Annotated in this window: 23 protein-coding genes and 1 tRNA gene; 10 read left to right on the top strand and 14 right to left on the bottom strand. The window is 66.7% G+C overall.

The annotated features are described in order from the left end of the window. The first annotated feature begins 10 nt into the window (after positions 1 to 10). A complete protein-coding gene (locus ACOZ4O_RS12650) occupies positions 11 to 274 on the top strand; it encodes an HAH_0734 family protein (RefSeq protein WP_424525772.1) in 264 nt (87 codons plus the stop codon). Here ACOZ4O_RS12650 and ACOZ4O_RS12645 read toward each other — a convergent pair. The 10 genes from ACOZ4O_RS12645 to hpt form a co-directional block, all read right to left on the bottom strand. Further along, the gene (locus tag ACOZ4O_RS12645) at positions 271 to 2,502 is read right to left on the bottom strand and encodes a DUF2298 domain-containing protein (protein ID WP_424525770.1); all 2,232 of its coding nucleotides are present in this window, start codon (positions 2,500 to 2,502) and stop codon (positions 271 to 273) included. The genes ACOZ4O_RS12650 and ACOZ4O_RS12645 overlap by 4 nt on opposite strands. A gap of 53 nt (positions 2,503 to 2,555) precedes the next feature. Continuing rightward, positions 2,556 to 2,756 (bottom strand): hypothetical protein, encoded by a 201-nt coding sequence (locus ACOZ4O_RS12640; protein ID WP_424525768.1) that lies wholly within the window; start codon positions 2,754 to 2,756, stop codon positions 2,556 to 2,558. 106 nt (positions 2,757 to 2,862) lie between these two features. Continuing rightward, positions 2,863 to 2,937 (bottom strand) — tRNA-Met (locus ACOZ4O_RS12635). 65 nt (positions 2,938 to 3,002) lie between these two features. Further along, a complete protein-coding gene (locus tag ACOZ4O_RS12630; protein WP_424525766.1) occupies positions 3,003 to 3,680 on the bottom strand; it encodes a DJ-1/PfpI family protein in 678 nt (225 codons plus the stop codon). Between the two features lie 57 nt (positions 3,681 to 3,737). Then, positions 3,738 to 5,069, bottom strand: coding sequence for an ABC transporter ATP-binding protein (locus ACOZ4O_RS12625; protein WP_424525764.1), 1,332 nt, complete (start codon positions 5,067 to 5,069; stop codon positions 3,738 to 3,740). Then, positions 5,066 to 6,115 carry an ABC transporter ATP-binding protein gene (locus ACOZ4O_RS12620; protein ID WP_424525762.1) on the bottom strand — a complete coding sequence of 350 codons (1,050 nt, stop codon included), beginning with the start codon at positions 6,113 to 6,115 and terminating at the stop codon, positions 5,066 to 5,068. The genes ACOZ4O_RS12625 and ACOZ4O_RS12620 overlap by 4 nt, the downstream gene beginning before the upstream one ends. Further along, positions 6,112 to 7,275, bottom strand: coding sequence for an ABC transporter permease (locus ACOZ4O_RS12615; protein ID WP_424525760.1), 1,164 nt, complete (start codon positions 7,273 to 7,275; stop codon positions 6,112 to 6,114). The genes ACOZ4O_RS12620 and ACOZ4O_RS12615 overlap by 4 nt, the downstream gene beginning before the upstream one ends. A gap of 2 nt (positions 7,276 to 7,277) precedes the next feature. Further along, positions 7,278 to 8,258: an ABC transporter permease gene (locus ACOZ4O_RS12610; protein ID WP_424525758.1), complete on the bottom strand. Its 981-nt coding sequence runs from the start codon at positions 8,256 to 8,258 to the stop codon at positions 7,278 to 7,280. A gap of 32 nt (positions 8,259 to 8,290) precedes the next feature. Next, the gene (locus ACOZ4O_RS12605) at positions 8,291 to 10,243 is read right to left on the bottom strand and encodes an ABC transporter substrate-binding protein (RefSeq protein WP_424525756.1); all 1,953 of its coding nucleotides are present in this window, start codon (positions 10,241 to 10,243) and stop codon (positions 8,291 to 8,293) included. A gap of 155 nt (positions 10,244 to 10,398) precedes the next feature. After that, complete coding sequence (gene hpt / locus ACOZ4O_RS12600) at positions 10,399 to 10,965, bottom strand: hypoxanthine/guanine phosphoribosyltransferase (protein ID WP_424525753.1); 567 nt, start codon at positions 10,963 to 10,965, stop codon at positions 10,399 to 10,401. 83 nt (positions 10,966 to 11,048) lie between these two features. Here hpt and mbhE point away from each other — a divergent pair, with 83 nt between their 5' ends. From mbhE to mnhG, 7 genes are read left to right on the top strand one after another with little or no spacing between them, the layout of a single operon-like run. After that, entirely contained in the window at positions 11,049 to 13,439 is a 2,391-nt protein-coding gene (mbhE, locus tag ACOZ4O_RS12595; RefSeq protein WP_424525751.1) for a hydrogen gas-evolving membrane-bound hydrogenase subunit E, read from the top strand. After that, entirely contained in the window at positions 13,436 to 13,897 is a 462-nt protein-coding gene (locus ACOZ4O_RS12590; protein ID WP_424525749.1) for an MnhB domain-containing protein, read from the top strand. The genes mbhE and ACOZ4O_RS12590 overlap by 4 nt, the downstream gene beginning before the upstream one ends. Beyond that, positions 13,894 to 14,223 (top strand): sodium:proton antiporter, encoded by a 330-nt coding sequence (locus ACOZ4O_RS12585; RefSeq protein WP_424525747.1) that lies wholly within the window; start codon positions 13,894 to 13,896, stop codon positions 14,221 to 14,223. The genes ACOZ4O_RS12590 and ACOZ4O_RS12585 overlap by 4 nt, the downstream gene beginning before the upstream one ends. Further along, positions 14,220 to 15,782: a complex I subunit 5 family protein gene (locus tag ACOZ4O_RS12580; RefSeq protein WP_424525745.1), complete on the top strand. Its 1,563-nt coding sequence runs from the start codon at positions 14,220 to 14,222 to the stop codon at positions 15,780 to 15,782. Before ACOZ4O_RS12585 ends, ACOZ4O_RS12580 begins: the two co-directional genes overlap by 4 nt. Before the next feature lie 8 nt (positions 15,783 to 15,790). After that, a complete protein-coding gene (locus tag ACOZ4O_RS12575) occupies positions 15,791 to 16,360 on the top strand; it encodes a Na+/H+ antiporter subunit E (RefSeq protein ID WP_424525743.1) in 570 nt (189 codons plus the stop codon). Further along, positions 16,350 to 16,646, top strand: a complete 297-nt coding sequence (locus ACOZ4O_RS12570) for a monovalent cation/H+ antiporter complex subunit F (RefSeq protein WP_330989573.1) — start codon at positions 16,350 to 16,352, stop codon at positions 16,644 to 16,646. The genes ACOZ4O_RS12575 and ACOZ4O_RS12570 overlap by 11 nt, the downstream gene beginning before the upstream one ends. Next, on the top strand, positions 16,643 to 16,969 hold the full coding sequence (mnhG, locus tag ACOZ4O_RS12565) for a monovalent cation/H(+) antiporter subunit G (RefSeq protein ID WP_424525741.1): 327 nt from the start codon (positions 16,643 to 16,645) through the stop codon (positions 16,967 to 16,969). The genes ACOZ4O_RS12570 and mnhG overlap by 4 nt, the downstream gene beginning before the upstream one ends. On the opposite strand, the gene ACOZ4O_RS12560 is transcribed toward mnhG, so the two are convergent. Next, positions 16,966 to 17,223 carry a hypothetical protein gene (locus tag ACOZ4O_RS12560; protein ID WP_424525739.1) on the bottom strand — a complete coding sequence of 86 codons (258 nt, stop codon included), beginning with the start codon at positions 17,221 to 17,223 and terminating at the stop codon, positions 16,966 to 16,968. The genes mnhG and ACOZ4O_RS12560 overlap by 4 nt on opposite strands. Positions 17,224 to 17,247: 24 nt before the next feature. Further along, a complete protein-coding gene (gene coaBC, locus ACOZ4O_RS12555) occupies positions 17,248 to 18,414 on the bottom strand; it encodes a bifunctional phosphopantothenoylcysteine decarboxylase/phosphopantothenate--cysteine ligase CoaBC (protein WP_424525737.1) in 1,167 nt (388 codons plus the stop codon). 86 nt (positions 18,415 to 18,500) lie between these two features. On the opposite strand from coaBC, the gene ACOZ4O_RS12550 reads away from it, so the two are divergent. Next, on the top strand, positions 18,501 to 18,998 hold the full coding sequence (locus tag ACOZ4O_RS12550) for a hypothetical protein (protein ID WP_424525735.1): 498 nt from the start codon (positions 18,501 to 18,503) through the stop codon (positions 18,996 to 18,998). A gap of 224 nt (positions 18,999 to 19,222) precedes the next feature. On the opposite strand, the gene ACOZ4O_RS12545 is transcribed toward ACOZ4O_RS12550, so the two are convergent. Continuing rightward, on the bottom strand, positions 19,223 to 19,945 hold the full coding sequence (locus ACOZ4O_RS12545; RefSeq protein ID WP_424525733.1) for an NAD(P)-binding protein: 723 nt from the start codon (positions 19,943 to 19,945) through the stop codon (positions 19,223 to 19,225). An 81-nt stretch (positions 19,946 to 20,026) separates the two neighbouring features. Between ACOZ4O_RS12545 and ACOZ4O_RS12540 the strand changes: the two genes are divergently transcribed. Beyond that, positions 20,027 to 20,530 (top strand): SRPBCC family protein, encoded by a 504-nt coding sequence (locus tag ACOZ4O_RS12540; protein WP_424525731.1) that lies wholly within the window; start codon positions 20,027 to 20,029, stop codon positions 20,528 to 20,530. Between the two features lie 24 nt (positions 20,531 to 20,554). On the opposite strand, the gene ACOZ4O_RS12535 is transcribed toward ACOZ4O_RS12540, so the two are convergent. Beyond that, positions 20,555 to 21,295: an ATP-NAD kinase gene (locus ACOZ4O_RS12535; protein WP_424525729.1), complete on the bottom strand. Its 741-nt coding sequence runs from the start codon at positions 21,293 to 21,295 to the stop codon at positions 20,555 to 20,557. Positions 21,296 to 21,299 lie beyond the last annotated feature (4 nt).

Here is a 21,299-nt window from a genome sequence, read left to right as displayed (position 1 = left end):
ACCTCACTCCATGAAGCGGCTCATCATCGACGGGGACCCCGGTGTTGGGAAGGACGCCGTCATCGAACACGACGGCGAGGAACAGGTCCTCTTCGGCATCTCGCGGAACGGCGACTGGCACGGGCCGAAGCGCGTCCAGCTCTGGTGCACGATGGGCACCGAGGACGAGCGCGAGGACTTCGAGAAGCGGAACTTCGTCCCGCAGTGGCTCGACGTGGAGCGCGTGGACGCGGACGACGTGACCGTCGTCGACCCGAAGAGCGCGCGAACCTAAGCGGCGAGCGCGGACTGGTTCACCGCGTACACCGTCACGCCCTCATTCTCGTAGGCGACGCGGATTCCGGGTTCGGACGCGAACGATACTGAGCCGTAGGCGTCGCGTTCGAGCGGCCCGTAGTAGATGTACTGGACGTCGTAGTAGTCGAGGAGCACCGCGCGGGACTCCGCGCTGTCGAGCGTGTAGAGGAAGTTCACGTCGCGGGCGCGGCGGTCGTAGACGGCCGAATCGTGGTAGTTCCGTGCGTGTACCCAGCCGGCGACTGTCGGGATGCCGGTGAGGCTGGACGCGGGGTTCGCCCACTGGTAGATGTCGCTGCTCGGCCGTGAGACGATGGTGGGCTGGCCGTCGATGTTCTCGTCCATCCACTCGATAGCGGCGGCCTCGTGCGGATGGTAGTCCTCGGCGGTCTCGAACGCGTCGAGGGACGGGTCGCCCATGTCCGCGAAGTGCCGGGAGAGCGAGAGCGACGCGTACGGCACGCAGAGCGAACAGACGAGAAGGACGACGAGCGCGACGCGAAGCGCGGTCGCGCGGTCGGCGCGGAGGCTGTCGAGTCGGTCGCGGGCATGTGGGAGGAAGCCGGCGAGCGCGACGCCGCCCGCGATAGCCCAGAGCACCCAGACCTGCGCGTACGTCTTGAACACGGTGTTGAATCGGCCCGCGCCGGCGGCGTCGTTCAGGTACGCGAACTCCACGAGCACGACGAGCCCCGCGCCCGCGACGACGAGCATCGTCTCGTAGCCCGCGTCGCGCCGGCGGAGGACGTACCAGCCGACGGCGACGAGCGGACCGGCGAGCGCCAATCCGACGAGGTCGAACAGCCAGCCGAACGCCGCGAACGCGAGGAGCGCGGCGATGACCGCAGCGGCGAGCACGCGTCCGTCGCGGTCGCGGGCGGTCTTCCGCGCGAGGTACGCGGCGAAGGTGGCGAGGAACGCGCCGTGCACGAGCACGAACGGCCCGAGCGGGCTGCGTTCGGGAAGGACGGCGAGGGTCTGTTTGCTCGCGCCGGCGAGGAGCACGCTGGTGACGAACGGCCACGTCCACGCGAGCGCGAGCGGGACGGCGGGAAGCACGAGCAACAGAGCGACAATCGGACGCACTATCTCCGCGCGAACGCCGGCGAGCGACGGGCGGACGCGTGCGGGGAGGAGCGTCCACGGCGGTTCGGGAGCGAGCGCGAGCGCCAGCCACGCCAGCCCAACACCTGTCGGGAAGCTCCAGGTGTTCGTCGCGAGGAGCAATCCGAGGACGGGCGGGAACGCGCCGTAGACGAGGAGGCGGCGACGCCACGCGCGCTCGGCGCGCCAGTACGCGTAGAGCACGGCGAGCGCGGCGACGAGCACCGTGACGCTCATCATGTGCGCGTGCAGGTCGCCGTTCAGGTACGCGAACAGCGGGAACTCGTTGATAGTGCCCGGAATGACGCGGCTCGCCGGCCAGTACGAGAACGTCCCCGGGTCGATGACCGCCTTCGAGTACGGGACGCCGACGAGGTCGGCGAGCCAGTGACCAACGCCGTCCGGGAGGAGCGTGACGACGACACGGACCGGCGGGCGGAGGTTACTCGCGAGGCCGAACAGGAGCGCGGCGAGCACGCCGCCCGCGAGCGGTCGGTAGCCACGATGGCGCGCGAGTTCGCGTCCGAACCCGAAGACCGCGGTGACGGCCATCGCGTAGAACGACGCGAGCGCTGGCCCGTACGCGAACCGGGGGTCGGTTCCGGCGAGCGTCGTGAATATCGCGGCGACGAGGTGGCCGCCGTAGTAGTAGACGACGTGCTCGCCCGCGAACCAGAAGTCCTCGGGCGGCAGCGCGTCACCGCGGAGGAGCGACCGCAGGAGACCGTAGTCGAGGAACTTCTCGCCGCCGCCCGCGTACACGCCGGGGTCCGCCGCGCGAACCGCTATCAGGAACAGGAACGCGACCGAGAAGACGCCCAGCGTCGCCGCGAGCGCGCGCCGCTCGACGTCGAGGCCGTTCCGCGCGAGCCACAGCGACACGCCCGCGAACACGACGAGCACGCCGAGAACCATCGGCAGACCGAACGAGACGCGTCCGAGCCAGAGAACGGGCACCGTCACGCACACGACAACGAGCGGGAGCGCGACGAACGCCCCGCCGTCGCGCGCGTCCGGCAGCAACCGCGACGCCACCGGCACGCCCAAGCCGAGCAGCGCCACCAGCAACACCCACCACACAAGCACGACCGCGTACTCCATCACCACGAACACCCGCGGCCGACGGCATACGCTTTGGGATATTCCCCACCGGCCTACGTACGCCGCTTGCGAAGCCCCGCGAGCGCCCACGCCACCAACACCACGCCTTCGAGCCGCGCCGCGACGTACACCCACGACTCCAGCTCGACCGTCCGCCCGTCCTTCGCCGCCAGTTCCATCCAGAAATCCACGAACTGCCGCGGAACCACCAACTCAAGCACGCCTACCGCCAGCGCGAGCACGCGAACCAACATACTCCCGACTACGCACACGACGCCCATAGCCATTGAGGAGTCCGACAACAACCCGAAAACTACGCGACCACGAAATAGACAACACGACGAAAATTCGTTCGGAGAATAGCGGGAGGTAGATTTGAACTACCGATCTCCGGGTTATGAGCCCGGCGGAATCTCCTGGCTATCCCATCCCGCTACCAGTTTGTAGTCGAGTCCGACGAATAAGGGTTGTGATTCGGTCGCCGTGTGGGAGTTACACCCTCAGTCGAGTTCGTCGAGCAGGGCGTCAGCGGCGGCCGCGGATGACTCGGGGCCACGGGCAGTGACGAGGTCGCCGTCGACGGTCACGGAGGTGTCGGCGTCGAGTTCGGCGTCCCAGTCGCCGCCCGCTGCTTCGACTTCCTCCTCGACCCAGTAGGGGAGTTTCCGGCCGTCGGGCATCCGGCCGTGGTCGTCGACGATACCCTCCTCCCAAGCGTTCGGGAAGCCGGTGACCGCGCGACCGTCGACGAGGAACCCGCCGTCGTCGTCGCGGGTGAACGCGAGGATGCCGACCGCGTGACAGACGACGAGCGCCTTTCCGTCGTCGCCCGCGACCGCGTTCCGGAGGAGGCGGCGGGCGTCCCGGTCCTGATTCACGTCCCACGCGGTGCCGTGGCCGCCCGGGAACACGACCGCGTCGTACCCCTCGGCGTCGACCGCCGCGAGCGGTTCGGGGTCGTTCAATCGGTCGTCGTTCTCGTGCACGTCGCGCACGAACGTCGCCGTCTCCTTGCCGACCTCGTCGGGGTCGGCGGAGCGCTCGTCCAGCACGGGCGGCGACCCGGACGGCGTCGCGACCGTGATATCGAACCCCTCGCTATCGAGCGTCGTCAGTGGTTCCGCGCACTCTTCGCCCCAGTAGCCTTCCTCACTCACAACAAACAACGCGCGAGACATACATAGAGGAACAAACGGCGCGAGGAAAAGACGTGTGGCGGCGGTGGCGAGTGCCGGTTAGTCGTCGGCCGGTTCGACCGTCTGCGACACGTCGTCCGAGTGGAGGTAACAGGCCGCCGGATGGCCGGTTTCCGTGTCCAGAAGTTCGGGCTCGGCGGTCTCACACACCGTCTCGAACTCCTCGGAGAGCAGCGAGCGAGCGGCGTCGAGGTTCCGTTGCACGATGTCGTCGAGCGCCTCGTCGAGCACGGATTCGGCCGCGCTACTCGTGAGTTGCTTCGGGATGTCGTGCTCGCGGCGCAGTTCGTCCTTCATGCGCTCGCGCTCGGACTCGGTCGCGGACTCGTCGTCGTCGACGCCGACGAACTCGCGCAGTCCGTCGACGTCGACGCCGTGTTCGTCCATCGCGACGCGGAGATTCATCACGCCACGCCAGTTCTCCTGTTCGAACTCGTAGCCCTCGGGCTGAATGACTTCCGGACACCGCGAGTGGAAGTTACAGCCGGACGGCGGGTCGGAGGGGTTCGGCACCTCTCCGTGGAGCCCCGCGTCGATACCGCGCGAGTCAAGGTCGACGGTCGGAATGGACCGGAGGAGCGCGCGCGTGTACGGATGCTGGGGGTTCTCGAAGAGGTCTTCCGTCGAACCGATCTCCACAATCTTCCCGAGGTACATCACCGCGACGCGGTCGCAGACTTCGCGCACGACGCTCATGTCGTGACTGATGAAGAGGATGGAGAGGTCGAACTCGTCCTGGATATCCTGCAGCAGCGAGAGAACTTCCGCCTGCACGGACACGTCGAGCGCGCTCACCGGCTCGTCGGCGACGATGAGCCGAGGATTCACGACGAGCGCGCGGGCGAGCGCGACTCGCTGCTTCTGGCCGCCCGAGAGTTCGTGCGGGTACCGGTCGGCGTCGTCGGCGTTCAGGCCGACGCGCTCCAGGAGGTTTCGCGCGATTTCGAGACGGCGCTGGCGCGGCCCGACGTTGTGAATCCGGAGCGGCTCCGAGATGGATTCCCCCATCGTCATCCGGGGGTCGAAGCTCGAATCCGGGTTCTGGAAGATCATCTGCGCCTCGCGGCGGAACCGCTTCAGTTCGGTGTCGTCGTACGTCGTGATGTCCTCGCCGTCGAAGTTCACGCTCCCCTCTGTCGGGTCCTCCAGGCGGAGGATGCTCTCCGCCGCCGTGGACTTCCCACAGCCGGATTCGCCGACGAGCCCGACGGTTTCGCCGGGCGCGATGTCGAACGAGATGCCGTCGACCGCGCGCACGCGGCCGACCTCCGTGTTCAACAACCCCTGCGTTATCGGGTAGTGCTTCTTGAGGTTCCGGACTTCGAGGAGCGGTTCGCCGCGGTCCGTGGATCTGGATAGCTGCTGGCTCATCGTTCACCTCCGTCGGTGGTTACGTCCTGCTGGTTCGCGCTCTGCGCGTTGTCGAACGAGAGGTCGGACGCGTCGTACCCCGGCCCGTAGTAGACACACGAGGCGTCGTGCGACCCCTCGATAGTGTGTAGGGGCGGCTGGTCGCCCGTCCGACAGTCCTCGGTCGCGAACTCACACCGGGGGTGGAACCGACAGCCGTCCGGTGGGTTCGTGACGCTGGGAAGCGATCCCGGGATGCGGTTCATCGACCGGCCGCGGCCCGGGAGGCACTCGATGAGCGCGTTCGTGTACGGATGCGAGGGGTTCTGGAACACGTCCTCGACCGTTCCGGTCTCCATGACCTTCCCGGAGTACATCACCACGACGCGGTCCGCGATCTCGGAGACGACGCCGAGGTCGTGCGTGACGAAGATGATGCTCATCCCCATCTCCTCCTGGATGTCCTCGAGGAGGCGGAGGATTTGCGCCTGAATCGTCACGTCGAGCGCGGTCGTCGGCTCGTCCGCGATGAGGAGGTCGGGGTCGCAGGCGAGCGCCATCGCGATGAGCACGCGCTGTTTCATCCCGCCCGAGAACTCGTGCGGGTAGTCGTCGACGCGCGCGCTCGCTTCCGGAATCCCGGTCTCGTCGAGCAGTTCGATGACGCGCCGCCGCACCTCCTTCTTCGAGAGGTCGTCGCGGTGGATGCGGAGCGTCTCCCCGATCTGTCGGCCGACCTTGTACACGGGGTTCAGTCCGTTCTGCGGGTTCTGGAAGATGTGACTGATGCGGTTTCCGCGGATTTCCTGGAGTTCCTTGTCGGTCATCGACGTGAGGTCCATCCCGTCGAACGTGACGGACCCCTGCACGATTTCGCCGGGCGGCATGTCCAGGATCTTCGTGATTGACTCGCTCGTCACCGTCTTCCCGCTGCCGGACTCGCCGACGATGGCGACGGTCTCGCCCGGTTCGACGTCGAACGAGACGCCGTCGACGGCGTACGCGGTGCCGTCCTCGGTGTGGAAGTGCGTCTTCAGGTCTTCGACCGAGAGGAGCGGCTCACTCATAGGCCGCCACCTCCGCCGACCTCCTGACGCGGGTCCATCGCGTCACGCATCGCCTCACCGACGTAGTAGAACGCGAGCACGGTGAGGAACAGGAAGATACCCGGAATCGTGGATATCCACCAGGCCTGCTCGATGTTCGCCTGACCGGCCGCGATGGTCCGACCCCACGAGAACGTGTTCGGGTCGCTGAACCCGAGGAACGCGAGCGACGCCTCGCCGAGAATGAACCCGGGGACGGCGACGGTCGCGCTGATGATGATGCTGTTCGCGGAGTTCGGAATCAAGTGTTGGCGGACGACGTACAGCATGTTCGCGCCGGACGCCTGTGCGGCCATGATGTACTCCTCCGCGGAGCGCTGGAGCGCCTCGCCACGCACCGTCCGGGCGACGCCCTCCCAGCTGAAGAACCCGAAGAGGAGTATGATCATCCAGAGCTTACTGCCGAAGAGGTACGTCAGCAGGAGCAGGAGCATGAACGTCGGGAAGACGGACTGGATGTCCGTGTACCGCATGAGGACTTCGTCCATCCAGCCGATGTCCATCGCGGTCGCGAGCGCGGCGACCGCGCCGACGAGGGAGCCGATGAGGACCGTGAACACGGTCGCGATGAAACCGACTTCCATGCTGACGCGCATCCCGTACACGACGAGCGCGAGGACGCCGCGTCCCTCAGCGGACGTCCCGAACGGGTACTGCATCGTTCCCGTCTTTTCGACGCCGTTGATGGTTGCGGTGACGCCGGCGGGCGGGAGGATTCGGTTGTCGAACCGGATCTGTGGCGGGTCGACGAAGACCGGCCCGAGGATGCCGACGACGAAGATGAAGCCGAGCCAGGCGAGCGCGATGACGGCCATCTTGTTCTTCTTGAACCGCTTCCAGTAGAACTGCCGCATCCGTGTGTTCTTGTAGAGCGGGTAGAACCCGTGGAAGAACATCGCCACGATCGTCACGAGGAACATCCACTCGACACTGAGAACGTCCCAGCCGAAGATGAGCGGATGTGCGTTCTCAATGACGTAGTGGTCGTACACGAAGAGCGCGGCGATTGTGAGGTACGACAGCAGCTCCACGAGTCCGGCTCGAGTGAGGGCGAACGTCGAGACATCTTGGGAGTCCCACTCGATGTCCTCGAACGAGATGTCGTTGTAATCTGATGACATAGTTATCTGTTACCGTAGTCGATTCGCGGGTCAAGCACGACGTACGCGATGTCCTCGAGGAGGTTCCCGAGGATCGCGAGGAACACCGTGAGCAGGGTGGTCGCCAGGATGAGCGCCGTGTCCTGCTCGACGATTGCGGTGTACGTCATGTACCCGAGTCCGGGAATCGCGAATATCTGTTCGATGATCACGGAGCCCGACCAGAAGATCGCGAGGAGGCTCCCGACGAAACTCGTCGAGAGCGGCACCGCCGCCATCCGGAGGACGTGGTGAATCATGAGGCGGTACTGGCTCGCGCCCTTCGCTTTCGCGACCTTGACGAACTCTTGGTTCATCTGCTCAAGCGCCTGCGCTCGCGAGTACCGCATCTGCCACGCGAGCGACGCCGTGAGCAGCACCGTGATGGGGAGTACGAGTTGGAGGAAGTTCTTCACCGATATCCACCCGTACTCCAGTGGTATGCCGCTCTGGTAGTACACCGGAAGGGCGTTTATATTCACCCCGAATAACATTATCAGGACGATGGCGAACCAGAAGTTCGGGATGCTGATGCCGAAGAACGCCACGAACGACCCGGCGTAGTCAGTGACCGTGTACGGTTTGTACGCCGAGTACAGGCCGATACCGTAGCCTATCAGGGTCGATAGTATGAGGACCGGTATGGCGTACTGCGCGGTGAACTTCCATGCGTCAAGTATCGCTGGAATCACCGCCTGTGACCGTGAGTCGGACCACCCCCAGTTCAGGGTCGCCATGTTCACCATGTAGTTCACGTACCGCTCCGTGACGGGCGTGTCGAGGCCTTGCCGTTCACGGTACTGCTCTCTACACTCAGCGGGGTCGTCACCGGATGTGGCGCAGCTCATCATCGCCTGCATCTCGCCCTGGTTCGGGGACGCAGTGACGAGCGCGAACGTGAACGTGAGCGCGATCCATACCGCGACGAACGTCCACAGAACGCGCTTTGCTATATACCATTTCATAAATACGAGGTGTCGATAGGGTGGTGGAGGTTCTAGCGGCCGCTCGAACCGTTCGAGAAGAACATCCGCGTGGATGAACGATCCTGGAGCATCTTCCAGTAACTGTCCGGCGGGCTCTCGCCGATGTTCTGCACCTGGTTGCGGTACGCGTAGTAGTTGTACGGGTTGTACTCGAAGATGACCGGACGCTCTTCGGAGAGGTAGAGCAGCATCTCCTGAATCGTGCTCTGTGCGGCTTCACGGCTCTCCGCGGTCTGTGCCTCGTCGCGCATCGCGGCGAGGTTCTCGTCCGGCGTGTACCCGTACGCGTTGAAGTTACCCTTCTCGCTGAACAGGCTCGCGATGGTACCCGCGGGCGTGAGCGGACCGTACCCGAACCCGAGCGTCAGCATGAAGTCCCAAGAGTTCCCGGAGACGACCTCGTCCCACGGACCGGGGTTGTAGGGACCGCCGGAGGTGTTGTCCTCGCCGTACCCGATGGTACCGGAGAATCCGGACGCCTTCTGCCCCGGCGCGAAGTAGTTGCTGAGGAGGCTCGTCCAGGAGGTGGTTTCCTGGTTGAGCGCGATACCGACCTGGCTCAGCCGCTGCTTGAGGTAGGCGGCGCGCAGGTCGTCCGTTTCGCCGGACTGGTAGACGACCGTAAGTTCGACCTGGTTGCCGTCCGGGCCGACGAACGTGTCGCCGCTGTAGCCGTAGTCGCTCGACGTCCCCTCCTTGAGGAGCTCCTTCGCCTTGTCGATCGACCCGTCGAACGTCACGGGGTCGTCGGGCGCGTACGGACCCCAGGACGGGTGGAGCGTGTTCTGGGTCGCAGCGCGACCCTCGGAGATGTTCTCGACGACGAAGTCGTTGTTGTAGATGTGCGCCATCGCGTGCCGGACTTTCTTGTTCCGGAGCTGACTCCAGCCGTTCGCGCGGTGGTTGATGCCGAGGTAGCCCGACCAGGACCGGTACGGGTTCTGGTAGAGCTGGAGGTTGTCGGAGTCGTTCCCCTCGTACGACCCGACCTGCGTGGACGGGATGAACGTCGCGTCGATCTCGCCGGCCTGTAGCGCCTGCCGTGCGGTCTGGGCCTTGTCGAAGTACTGGAAGTGGTACTCGTCGAAGTACGGCGCTTCGGTGAAGATTTCGGGGACGCGGTCGTCGTTCGCGGCCGCCTCACGGAGGTAGTAGTCCTCCCCGCGTTCGAACTCCATGACGGACTGCTGGGACCACCGCTTGAGGTCCCACGGCCCGAGGTTTCCGTTGAAGGTTGCGCGCATGATGGCGTTGTCCTGCGCGAGCCCCTCCGCGTTCTGGTCCTCGACGTAGGACTGCGCGATCGCCTTCGGAATCGGGAACATGTACGAGAGCGGCTCGTTGTACGGGAAGAACGGCCGCGAGTTCGGGATGGTCTCCCGAATCGTGTACTTGTCCACTTTCTCGAACTGGATCGGTTCTTCGTTGCTACCGACGGTGAACTCGGAGGCGTACGTGAAGTTCGCCCAGTCGGCCGTCCAGATGTTGTCGATACACCAGAGGTAGTCGTCCGCGGTGAGTTCTCCGTGCCCTTCGCCGAACTGGAGGTTCTCGCGGAGTTTGATGTCGATCTGGTTGACCGGCTGCTCGACGGTCATGTCTTCGAACCAAAGCGGGAGGAAGTCCGAGTATGCGGGGCTCTCGCGGACGTACCCCAGGTCCATGACCATCTCTGCTCGCGCGGAGGTCTCACCGTCACCGACGCGGAAGACGTTCAGACCGTTCGTGTTTCCGGTAGTCCCGTAGATGAACGTCCCGCCGGACGGGATCTCGTCCTGCGACACCGTGGTACCCGAGGTCGTGGTACCCGAGGTCGTCGTGTCGCCCCCGCCGCTGTTACAGCCCGCGAGGCTCGCGGCCACACCGGTCGCGGCCATGTACTGCATGACGCGACGACGGTCGAGACCACCCTCACCGCCGTCTTCGTCGCTCTGTTGCTTCCGTCTCTTGTTGCCGGATGGCATGCTATGGAAAAACAAACATGTGCATAAATATCCTTCGATACCAGCGGGTGTGTTCGAGACGAGCGTGGTTCGCTACGATTCCTAAGACGCTGAAAGAAGTTGGCTAAAATCCTAAACCATCACGAAAGTACGTTACCGGCCGCGTGTTCGCCCCGTCAGTAGTCGCCGTCCGCGTCCGTAATGACGACTTCGCCGTCGACCACGTCGACGTTGATGAGCGTCTTCACGTTGATGTCGGACTCGTCGAGTTCGTTCGGCCCTTCCTTCTTGATGACCGCGACCACGTCACTGACGTCCGCGCCGATGTGGTCGAGCGCGTCGGTGATGGCGCGCAGCGTCCCGCCCGTGCTGAGCACGTCGTCGAGCACGAGCACGCGGTCGCCCTCGTGTACGTCGTTGATGTACATCTCGGACTCCGAGTATCCCGTCTGCTGAGTGAGCGAGACCTCGTCCTCGAGGCCGTAGGAGCGCTTGCGAATGACGACCAGCGGGATGTCCGTCATCAGGCTGACTGCGGTGGAGATGTGGATACCCATCGCCGCGGGCGTGACGATTTTGTCCACACCCTCGATTTCGGCCTTGCGAATGATCTTGATCACGATTTCGCGAAGGAGTCCGGGTTCGAGGACGGGGACGCCGTCGCTGATCGGGTGCACGAAGTACTGGTAGCCGTCTTTCTCGATAATCGGCGCGTCGAGGAGAGACCGCTTGAGCCTATCCATGTTGACGCTACGTGCCCCTGGAGTAAAAACTGACGAATCGCCAAGAGCGAACGATTAAGTTACGAGTGCCCCATCGTTCTGCCGTGCAACCAACCCCCGACCTACCGGTAGTGCTCGCGCTCCTCGCACTGCCGTTCGTCGCCGCCGCGGTTACGCCGCTCGTCCATCGGCTCTTGGGCGAACGCACGGCGTACTTCGCGGCGGTCGTGGCGCTCGCCTGTTTCGGGCTCGCCGCGTCCCAGTACGGAACGGAGGGTGTCGTCGCCGTGCAGTGGATTCCCGCACTCGACGTTTCGCTCAGCCTCTACGTGGACGGGCTCTCGCTGCTCGTCGCGTTCCTCGCGTCCGGCGTGGGCGTGCTCGTGTTCACGTACTCCGCGGGCTACATGCACGGCGAACCCGGCCTCGCGAAGTACTACGCGACCCTGCTCGCGTTCATGGGGTCGATGCTCGGCGTCGCGCTCGCCGCGGACCTCGTCGCGCTCTTCGTGTTCTGGGAGCTCACCAGCATCGCGTCGTTCGTCCTCATCGGTCACTACTCCAGTCAGGACTCGGCGCTGTACGCCGCCCGGAAGTCAATGTTCGTCACCGTCGGCGGCGGCCTCTTCATGCTCGTCGGGTTCGTTCTGCTCGCGAACGCCACCGGGACGTTCAGCATCGCGACGATGCTCGACCAACCCGAACTCGTCCGGGAGGCGCTGCGCTCGCAGGGCGTTCTCCTCCCCGTCGTCGTTCTCGTCGGTATCGGTGCGGCCGCGAAGTCCGCGCAGGTCCCGCTCCACATCTGGCTGCCGGACGCGATGGAAGCACCGACGCCGGTGTCGGCGTTCCTCCACTCCGCGACGATGGTGAAAGCCGGCGTCTACCTCGTCGGCCGCCTCCGCCCCGTCCTCGTCACCGACGAGTGGACGCTGCTGTTCGCGACGCTCGGACTCGTCACGATGACCGTCGCCGCCGTACTCGCCATCGCCGCGACCGACATCAAGCAACTGCTCGCGTACTCCACCGCCAGCCACCTCGGCCTCATCGTCGCCGGATTCGGGTTCGCCTCCGTGCTGGGCGCGGAGACGGGCGCGTTCCACATCCTGAACCACGCGATGTTCAAAGCGCCGCTGTTCCTCGTCGCCGGCATCGTCGCGCACGAGGCCGGAACTAGGAAGCTCAGCGAACTCGGCGGCCTCAGACGCGACCTCCCGATAACGGCCGCCGTCACGGTCGTCGCGGCGCTCGGGATGGCGGGCGTCCCGCCGTTCAACGGATTCTACTCGAAGGAGTTCCTCTTCGAGACCACGTACGAATTTGCCGCGCACGCGGGCGGCCTCGCGTGGGTCGTCCCCGCGGTCGCCGTGCTCGGGAGCGTGTTCACGTTCCTCTACTCGGTTCGCTTCCTCATGCTGTTCTTCGGGAAGAAACCGAGCGCGCTCGGGCACGTCCACCGCCCGCCGCTCACGATGCTCGCACCGCCCGTCCTGCTCGCTTTCGTCGCGGGCGCCATCGGACTCAACGGACTGCTCGCGTCCTTCCACGTCGGCTTCGCGCCCATCACGGAGTTCGTCGCCCGCATCGTCGAGAGCACGGCCGCGGGCGGGCACGGCGGCCACGAGTTCGCCTACTACGTCCCGACCTACGTCAGCCCTGCGCTCGCGATGAGCGCCACGACCATCGCGCTCGGTCTCGCTGCCTACCCGGCCTACGGCCGCATCCATCGTGCGCTCCACACGCTCTTCCGCGCCGTCCCGCCGATTCGCGCCGACTGGTGGTACGACACGGCCGTCGGCGGTCTCGGCGGCGTCTCCCGCGGCACCGCGCGCGTCGTCCAGACGGGCCGGCTTCGGACGTACGCCGCGTGGACGCTCGCCGCCACGGCGTCCCTCGCGCTCGCCGGGTACGCGGCCGTCGGCGCGACCCTCCCGCCGCTCACGTACTCGCTCTCGATTCCACTCTTGCTCGTCCTCCTCACCGCCGTCGTCGCCGCGGCCGCGGTGACGGTCGCGCCCTCGCACACGACGGGTGTGCTCACGCTCTCCATCCTCGGATTCATGCTCGCCATCTTCTACATCCTGGCGAGCGCGCCCGACCTCGCGCTCACCCAGCTCGTCGTCGAGACGCTCGTGCTCGTCATCTTCCTGCTCGTGCTCGACCGCCTGCCGTCCTACTACGGCGAAACCCGGCTCTCCCGGAAGCTCCGGGACGCCGGCCTCTCACTCCTCGTCGGCGCGACGGTCACCGTGACCGTCCTGTTCGCTACCGCGGGCAGCGACCCCGCCACGAGCCTGAACCCCGTTTCCGGCATCGACACCGAACGCATCGTCGAACTCGCGGTGAAGGAGGGCGGCGGGACGAACGTCGTGAACGTCATCCTCGTCGACCTGCGCGCGTTCGACACGCTCGGCGAAATCGGCGTCGTCGCAATCGCCGCGCTCTCCGTCGTGACGCTCATCGCGATGCGGGAACGCGGAGGTGAAGCGGAATGAGCACGATAATTCTCCGGACGGTCACTCGACTCGCCGTCCCCATCGTGTTCATCACGTCGTTCGCGCTGTTCCTCCAGGGCCACAACCTCCCCGGCGGCGGGTTCATTGCTGGCGTCCTCACCGCCACCGGCCTCGCGCTCGTCTACATCGCGTACGGGCTCGACTTCCTCGAGGAAACCGTCTTCCGGCGGTCCATCGGCGGGAGCGTCGAACACATCCAGCACGGACTGGTCTCCGACTACCGCCGACTGTTCGCGGTCGGCCTCGCCGTCGCCGCCGCGAGCGGTCTCGTGTTCATCGCGCTCGGCATGCCGTTCATGTCGTACGGTTACACGTACGGGTCGTTCCCGCTCTACGACCACATCGAACTCGCGTCCGCGGTGGTGTTCGACTTCGGCGTCTACTGCGTCGTCGTCGGCAGCCTCCTCACGATACTCTCGGTGGTGGGACAAGAATGACAGAAACAACGCTCGCCGTCGTGCTCGGCGCACTGTTTGCGTTCGGAACCTACCTCGTCCTCCGCCGGGACGTGGTGCGCGTCGTCTGGGGTGTCACCATCATCAGTCAGGCCGCAAACGCCTACCTCATCACGATGGGCGACATCGCCGGGTCGGTGCCCGTCCTCAGCCACCACGGCCCGCCGTTCTCCGGGACGACCGACCCGCTCGTGCAGGCGCTCGTCCTCACCGCCATCGTCATCGGATTCGGGACGACCGCGTTCGCGCTCGTCCTGACGTACCGCGTCTACGAAGAACACGGCACCATCGACCTGGAGGAACTATGAATCAGTTCGTCATCGCGCCGTTACTCGTCGCTCTCTGCACAGCAATCGTCACGCTCCTCACCCGCCGATTCGGCCGCGCTCAGCGCGCGCTCAGCGTGCTCGGCGCCGTCGGGTACGTCGCCGCAGTCGCGTGGCTCATCACCGCCGTCTATCCCGCGGGCGACCCCGCCGTCTACCACCTCGGTGACTGGGTCGCGCCGTACGGCATCGTGCTCGTCGCGGACTCGCTGTCCGCGTTCATGCTCGCTATCTCGGCCGTCGTCACGCTCCCCGCGCTCGTGTACGCGACCCGGCACGTCTCCGCGTTCGGCCAGAAGGTGTCCTTCCACCCGCTCTTCCACCTGATGGTGGTCGGCGTCACCGGCTCCTTCCTCACCGGCGACATCTTCAACCTCTTCGTGTGGTTCGAGGTGATGTTGCTCTCCAGTTACGTCCTCGTCGTCTTCTACGCGGGGCCGGAGCAGACGACGGCGACCCTGCGGTACGTCGTCCTCAACCTCGTTGGGAGCGCCGTCATGCTGCTCGCCATCGGCGGCCTGTACGCCGCGACGGGCACGCTCAACATGGCGGACATGGCGCACCGCCTCGCGAACGCCCAGCAGTACGGCGTCCACGTCACGCCCGTGCTCGGCCTCACCGCCCTCCTGTTCGCGGTGTTCATGGTGAAAGCCGGCGCGGTTCCGTTCCACTGGTGGGTGCCGGACGCGTACGCCGCCGCACCCGCACCCGTCTCCGCCGTGCTCGCGGGCGTCGTGAAGAAGGTCGGCGTCTACGCGGTCATCCGCCTCTACTTCACCGTGTTCGCCGCCGCGCCGCTCACCGACCTCGCCGTGCCCGGCGACACCGTTCTCGGGTTCTTCGGCATCGTCCTGCTCGCGATGGCCGTGCTGAGCATGCTGTTCGGCGGGCTGGCGGCCGTCGGCCAGCGCGACCTCGACCGCCTGCTCGCGTATTCGAGCATCGGCCAGGTCGGCTTCATCCTCGTCGCGCTCGCCGCGGCCGCGCTCCGCCCCGAATTCGCCGCCGTCGGCATCACTGCCGCGCTCGTCTACTCGCTCACGCACGGCCTCGCGAAGGGCCTGCTCTTCCTCCTCGCCGGCGTCGTCGAGGACGCCACCGGTACCATTCGACTCGACGAACTCGGCGGCCTCGCCCGAACGTCACCGGTCGTCGCCGGCGCGTTCCTCCTCGGCGGCCTCGGCCTCGTCGGCATCCCACCATTGGTCGGATTCTTCGGGAAGTTCCTCGTGTTCGACGCGCTCGCCCGGGCCGACGTGGTCGTCGGCCTCGCGGCGGCGCTCGTCGGCGCGATACTCACCGTCGCCTACGTCTCCAGCGCGTGGAACCGCGGGTTCTGGGGTGAACCCTCGGCCGCGGTCGAGGGCTGGGACGCCGACTCCGTGCAGGTCGCGTGCGTCGTCGTCCTCGCGCTCGGCGTCGTCGCCGCGGGCGTCGGCTTCAGCCCGATTCTGGAGTTCGCTCGCGCGGGCGCTGACGCCGCAATCGACCGCAGCGCGTACATCAACGCCGTCCTCGAACGCGGGGGTGGTGCGGCGTGAAACTCCCGATGAAACGCTGGCAAGCAACTGGCGTCGCGCTCGCCGTCCTCTGGCTGTTCGTCCGCGGCGTCCGGTTCACGCTCCGGAACCTCGCGCAGGAGGCAGTCATCGGACTCGCGCTCGGCCTCCCGACCGCGTACGTGTTCCGCGAGTTCTTCACCGGTCGCGTCGACCTCGTGCGTCTCGCGCGCACCATCCCGTACTCCGTCCTATACATCGCGGTGTTCCTCTGGGAGCTCCTCACCGCGAACGTCGACGTGGCGCGCCGCGTCGTCGACCCCCGCCTCCCCATCGAACCGCGCGTCGTGACGGTGCCGCTGCGGGTCGAACGCGACATCGCCATCACGACCATCGCGAACAGCATCACGCTCACACCCGGCACGCTCACCATGGACTACGACGACGACCAGAACGCGCTCTACGTGCACGCAATGGCCGCCACGACGGACGAAGAGGTCATCGACCCCATCCGAACGTGGGAGGACTACGCGCTCGTCATCTTCGACGAGGAACTGAAACCCGGCGACCCCGTGTCCGCCCGAGCCGAGGAGAACGGGGGTGAGTCCGATGGCGAGTGAGGCCGCCGTTCCCGCGTTCCTCGACTACGCGGTGCACGCGGCGCTCGTCGTCGCCGCGCTCCTCACGCTCGCCTGCAGTTATCGCGTGATTCAGGGGCCGACGGTCCCGGACCGCGTGGTCGCGCTGGACACCATCGGCACGAACGTCGTCGCCATCGGCGTCCTGTTCGCGCTCGCGACCGGCCGCGGCCTGTTCGTCCTCATCGGACTCGTTCTGGCTATCGTCGGGTTCGTCAGCACCGTCACCGTCGCGAAGTACGTCATCGAGGGGGACATCATCCAATGAACACGCTCACCGCCGTCATCGTCACCGCGCTGCTCGTCGTCGGGAGCGCGTTCCTCACCATCGGCACGCTCGGCCTCCTCCGGCTCCCCGACGTGTACAACCGCATGCACGCCACCTCGAAGGCGACCACGCTCGGCGCGGCGTCCATCTTCCTCGCCGGGTTCGTCTACTTCGGACCGTCGGGTGAGGGGCTCACGTCGCTCGTCGGCATCGTCTTCCTCTTCCTCACCACGCCGACCGGCGCGCACATGATTTCGCGCTCCGCGCAGAAGATGGGTGTCGAGTTCTTCGGCGACACGGAGTGGCCCGAGGACGAGAGCTAGCGGGCGTACGCGTTTTCGAGGACGCGAGTCGTGCCGTAGCAGACGACCGCGTAACAGCACACGAAGACGGATAGCGTCGTGGCAACACCGATGAGGGACGAGTAGGGAACGGCGCGTTCGACGATGGAGAGTGCGCCGAACGAGAGCAGGAACGTGAGCGCACCCGTGAGAACGGCGACGACGATTCCGACGCGTGTCGACTCGAACGATGTCAGGTCGCGCCAGCGCGCTCGTACGTCGTCAAGCGAGGGCATACCGGAACTGGCGAACCCGAGATGTTAGTCGTTTTGACGGCCGAGGGCGCGCGCGAGTTCGTCCGCGATTCGCAGCCCGAGTCCGCTTTTGGTGCCCGTGAACTCGGTGTGTTCGTCCGCGTCCACGAGCAACGCGCGGGTCTCCGTCTCGCCCATCACGCTCGCGTCGTTCGCCACGACGAAGGAGAGGCGGGCGCGCTCTAGGGTCTTGCGGGCGTGTTCGAGCATTTCGTCGTCGTCGCCCGAGGTCTCAGCCTTGAACCCGACGATGGCGATGTCGGGATACGTTTCCCGGACTTCGTCGATGAGTTTCGGCGTGGGTTCGAGCGAGAGCGTGAGGTCCTGGCCGCTCCGAATCTTCTCGGGACTGGGGTCGACGGTGTAGTCGCTGATGGCGGCCGCGGACACGAGCGCGTCGGCGTCGTGGCAGGCGTCGAGCGCGGCGTCCAGCATCTCCGCGGCGCTCTCCACGCGCTCGACGGTCGCGTACGGCACGTCCGCACCGTCGTGGAGCAATGTCACGTCGGCGCCGCGGACGTAGCACGCGCGGGCGACGGCGCGACCGGTCCTGCCGGACGCGCGGTTCGTGAGCACGCGCACGGGGTCGATGCGCTCGCTCGTCGCGCCGGACGTGACGACCACGTGGCGGTCTTCGAGGGTGCGGTCGCCGGCGGCGCGCGCAACGTCGAGGCAGATGGCGTCCTCGGTCGCTATCTTCGCCTTTCCCTCCTCGACGCGCGGGTCGACGAAGGAGACGCCCCACGAGCGAACGCGGTCGATGGCGTCGAGGACGCCAGGGTGGTCGTACATCGGTTCGTGCATCGCGGGCGCGACGACCACGGGCACGTCCGCGCCGAGCGCGGTGGTCGCGCACGTCGTGACGGGCGTATCGTCCACGGCGCTCGCGATCTTCCCGACGGTGTTCGCGGTGGCGGGCGCGAGCAGGAGGACGTCCGCCCAGCCGTCGCGGCCGCAGAGTTCGACGTGCTCCACGCCGCCCGTGATTTCGGTGACGACCTCGTTGTCGGTCGCGAACTCGACCGCCCACGGGTGGACGATGGACTGCGCGCTCTCGGTCATCACCGCGCGGACGGTCGCGCCGCGACGGCGGAGTTCGTGCGCTAACTCGACTACCTTCACCGCCGCGATGCTCCCGGAGACGCCGAGCGCGACGTTCACTCCCTCCAGCATTCGTTCGTGGGGAGGGCGAGCACCGCTAAAGTAGTTTGGAGACCACCGTCCCCAATCTATACTTTATCCTGTGACAAGTCCCGGATGTGAGACGGAGGGGGTTCGTGTCGGCGGTGGCGCTCGCGGCGCTCGGCGGGTGTAGCGCACGCTCGGCGACGCCGACGCTCCGCTCGCGGACGAGTCAGTCGTTCCCCGAGGCGTGCGCGAACGCGTCGGTGGGCGGCGAGGTCAGGGAGGTGACGTTCGAGAACGCGAGCGCGGTCGTCGGGGACGGAGGGGCGCGCGGCATGGGCGTCTATCGGTCGCTCCCGGCGTGGCACGACGACCTCCCGGAGTACGCGGCGAGCTTCGTCGAGGGGACGGCGTACGCGGAGCGCGCGCTCGTCGTGGTGTTCGTGCGGAACGAGGCGCGGCCGCGCGGGGCCTGTCTCACCGGTCTCGACCGCTACGACGGCACGCTTCGCGCGCGAGTCGCGGTGGACACGAGTATTCGGGGCGCGGAGACGACGAAGGTCTGGCTCGTTCGGCGACCCGAACCCGGATTCGACGGACAGTACGCGGTGCACGTCGTCGACCACGCGTGACGCCGCGGTTATACCAGCCGGTGGACAATTTTTATGTATCGGTGTTTCAATGGGGCGAATGGTGGTCGGTCGCTGACAGCGTCTGTCATCCAACCACTTCCAACGCCGTCGTGCCGACCACCGCTCCACCGAGGAGCACGCGAGGATACCGGTTCTGTCCTTTTGAATTTTATTATCCAAAGAGTCCCGTACAAAATACTGTGTCGTGGTACCGCGCGACGGGGTTACTCCTCGACGGACGGATGCATCGTCGGCTCGGCCGGGTGCCGCTCGCTGAAGGCCTCCCGCATCCGCTGCATCGACGCGCGCTCGCGCCGCTCGCGCTCCGCTTCGTCGATCTCCTCGCAGCCAGGCGGCACCTCGCGGCCGCGGCCCGTGAAGTAGCCCTCGGGCGCGACCCAGTCGTGGTAGAACGGCACGTCCGAGTCCTCAAGGAGGGTGAGCGCGGCTTCCGCGCCGCTCCCCGCGGAGACGACCGCCTGGTGGTAGCGCCCCGCGACCCGGCCCGCCGCGTACAGGCCGGGGACGCCGGTTCGGCCCTGGCCGTCCGTGTCGAGGTACGTCTTCGTGCCCTGTTCGATGAAGTCGAGGCCGAGGTCGTCGAGGAAGGACGCGTCCGACCACGAGGAGACGACGACGAAGTCGAACTCGTACGCGTCGTCCGCGGTGACCTCGAAGCCCGCCGCGGCCGCGTCCACATCCACGACTTCGGCGTCCACGACGGTCGCGCCCGCGTCGGTCGCCTGTTCGCGCGTGAGGTCGAGGAACAGTCGGGGGTTGACGCCCGCGGGGAACCCGGGGAGGTTCTCGACGTGTGCGTTCCGCGCGAAGATGGATTCGCCCGCGTCGAACACGGTCGTGTCGAGGTCGGCGCGTGCGGTGAACGTCGCCGCGGTGAGGCCGGCGACGCCGCCGCCGACGATACCAACAGTCGGTGTCTCGGACATACGGAAGAAAACGCGGCGGGGGGTGAGAAGCGTCCCGGTTCCGGCGAGCGAACTAAGCCCCGGGCGGACGCAGGTCGGGGTGTGAACCGGCTCTCGGTCAGCACTGTCGTTCGCGTCCCGCCGAGCGAGGCCTACGAGTTCCTCCTGGACTTCCCCGGGTACGCGGACTACTCGAAGCACCTCACGGGCGTCGACCAGTTCGGGGACGGCGGCCCGGAAACCCGGTATCGCCTCCACTTCTCGTGGTGGAAGCTCACCTACACCGTTCACTCGGAAGTGACGGCGGTGGAGCCACCGCACCGCATCGAGTGGACCGTGACGAAAGACCTCGACGCGAGCGGCCGCTGGCGTGTCGAACCCACGGAGACCGAGGACGGCGCGGGGTCGCGCGTCACGCTCGACGTCGAGTACGACCCGTCGTCGGCGGACAACGCGGTGTCGCTCCCGCCGCTCGTCAGCCTCGACTGGGTCGTGGAGAAGGCGGCGGCGCGCGTCGTGGAGGAGGGCGAGCGCGTCGTCGAACGCATCGTCGCCGACCTCGAAGGCGAGCGCCGCCCGGTCGACCTCCGCGTGTCGACCGACTGAGTTCGAACAGTCGAACGCGACCGCTCAGTCGAAGAATCCGGTGGTTTCGGGCGTGGTGACCACGGGGAGCGTGCCGCCGTGGTCGACGCGCACCGTCGTGTCGTGGTCGAGCGTTGCGACCTCGCGGTCGTCCACGAGCAGGACCACGTCGGCGGTCTCGCGTTCGACGGTGAGGTCGGTGGGGAGCGGGAGCACCCAGTTCGACTGGTCGACGCGGAACGGCGCGACGGGGACGACGGAGACGGCGTCCACGCCGGGCGCGACGACGGGGCCGTCAGCGGCGCTCCCGTACCCTCTGCTGCCGGTGGACGTGGCGGCGACGATGCCGTCCGCGCGAACGGTGTCCACGGTCTCGTTCGCGGCGTGCACGCCGTACTCGGAGATACGCGCTGGTTCGTCGGTGACGAGCATCGTGTCCGCGAGCGCGCGGTACGACTCACCGTCCGCGCGCACGGACAGCAGCGGCGCGGAGTGGACGCCGGCGCTCCCGTCGAGCGCGTGCGTCATCGCGTTCGCGCGGCGGCCCCAGTCGACTGACGGCACGCCGGGCACGTCCCCGAGCACGAGCGCGGGCGCGTTCGCGTCGGCGCGCACGAGGTCGTAGAGCGCGGACTCCCCGTCCACAACCACGAGGTCCGTGTCCGACGCCACGGTGGTCGGGTCGCCCGTCACGGCGTCGCGGTCGTGCTCCTTGACGAACGCGGCGAGCGTGTCCGCGCGCTCACCGAGCACGCCCACCGATTCCACGTCGGAGAGTCCCGTCATCGGC

The organism is Salarchaeum japonicum (assembly GCF_049705945.1).
Taxonomy (GTDB): domain Archaea; phylum Halobacteriota; class Halobacteria; order Halobacteriales; family Halobacteriaceae; genus Salarchaeum; species Salarchaeum japonicum_A.
The sequence above is the reverse complement of the archived record's forward strand: the minus strand, read 5'-3'. Positions and strand labels throughout refer to the sequence as shown.

What these genes read in the sequence shown, in the direction of transcription:
- ACOZ4O_RS12575 (WP_424525743.1), top strand. Translation starts at nt 15,791, where the DNA reads ATGAAACGCTGGCAAGCAACTGGCGTCGCGCTCGCCGTCCTCTGGCTG.
- ACOZ4O_RS12650 (WP_424525772.1), top strand. Translation starts at nt 11, where the DNA reads ATGAAGCGGCTCATCATCGACGGGGACCCCGGTGTTGGGAAGGACGCC.
- ACOZ4O_RS12545 (WP_424525733.1), bottom strand. Translation starts at nt 19,945, where the DNA reads ATGTCCGAGACACCGACTGTTGGTATCGTCGGCGGCGGCGTCGCCGGC.
- ACOZ4O_RS12645 (WP_424525770.1), bottom strand. Translation starts at nt 2,502, where the DNA reads ATGGAGTACGCGGTCGTGCTTGTGTGGTGGGTGTTGCTGGTGGCGCTG.
- ACOZ4O_RS12535 (WP_424525729.1), bottom strand. Translation starts at nt 21,295, where the DNA reads ATGACGGGACTCTCCGACGTGGAATCGGTGGGCGTGCTCGGTGAGCGC.
- mnhG (WP_424525741.1), top strand. Translation starts at nt 16,643, where the DNA reads ATGAACACGCTCACCGCCGTCATCGTCACCGCGCTGCTCGTCGTCGGG.
- hpt (WP_424525753.1), bottom strand. Translation starts at nt 10,965, where the DNA reads ATGGATAGGCTCAAGCGGTCTCTCCTCGACGCGCCGATTATCGAGAAA.
- ACOZ4O_RS12580 (WP_424525745.1), top strand. Translation starts at nt 14,220, where the DNA reads ATGAATCAGTTCGTCATCGCGCCGTTACTCGTCGCTCTCTGCACAGCA.
- ACOZ4O_RS12610 (WP_424525758.1), bottom strand. Translation starts at nt 8,258, where the DNA reads ATGAAATGGTATATAGCAAAGCGCGTTCTGTGGACGTTCGTCGCGGTA.
- ACOZ4O_RS12620 (WP_424525762.1), bottom strand. Translation starts at nt 6,115, where the DNA reads ATGAGTGAGCCGCTCCTCTCGGTCGAAGACCTGAAGACGCACTTCCAC.
- ACOZ4O_RS12570 (WP_330989573.1), top strand. Translation starts at nt 16,350, where the DNA reads ATGGCGAGTGAGGCCGCCGTTCCCGCGTTCCTCGACTACGCGGTGCAC.
- ACOZ4O_RS12585 (WP_424525747.1), top strand. Translation starts at nt 13,894, where the DNA reads ATGACAGAAACAACGCTCGCCGTCGTGCTCGGCGCACTGTTTGCGTTC.
- ACOZ4O_RS12615 (WP_424525760.1), bottom strand. Translation starts at nt 7,275, where the DNA reads ATGTCATCAGATTACAACGACATCTCGTTCGAGGACATCGAGTGGGAC.
- ACOZ4O_RS12630 (WP_424525766.1), bottom strand. Translation starts at nt 3,680, where the DNA reads ATGTCTCGCGCGTTGTTTGTTGTGAGTGAGGAAGGCTACTGGGGCGAA.
- ACOZ4O_RS12605 (WP_424525756.1), bottom strand. Translation starts at nt 10,243, where the DNA reads ATGCCATCCGGCAACAAGAGACGGAAGCAACAGAGCGACGAAGACGGC.
- ACOZ4O_RS12625 (WP_424525764.1), bottom strand. Translation starts at nt 5,069, where the DNA reads ATGAGCCAGCAGCTATCCAGATCCACGGACCGCGGCGAACCGCTCCTC.
- coaBC (WP_424525737.1), bottom strand. Translation starts at nt 18,414, where the DNA reads ATGCTGGAGGGAGTGAACGTCGCGCTCGGCGTCTCCGGGAGCATCGCG.
- ACOZ4O_RS12560 (WP_424525739.1), bottom strand. Translation starts at nt 17,223, where the DNA reads ATGCCCTCGCTTGACGACGTACGAGCGCGCTGGCGCGACCTGACATCG.
- ACOZ4O_RS12590 (WP_424525749.1), top strand. Translation starts at nt 13,436, where the DNA reads ATGAGCACGATAATTCTCCGGACGGTCACTCGACTCGCCGTCCCCATC.
- ACOZ4O_RS12640 (WP_424525768.1), bottom strand. Translation starts at nt 2,756, where the DNA reads ATGTTGGTTCGCGTGCTCGCGCTGGCGGTAGGCGTGCTTGAGTTGGTG.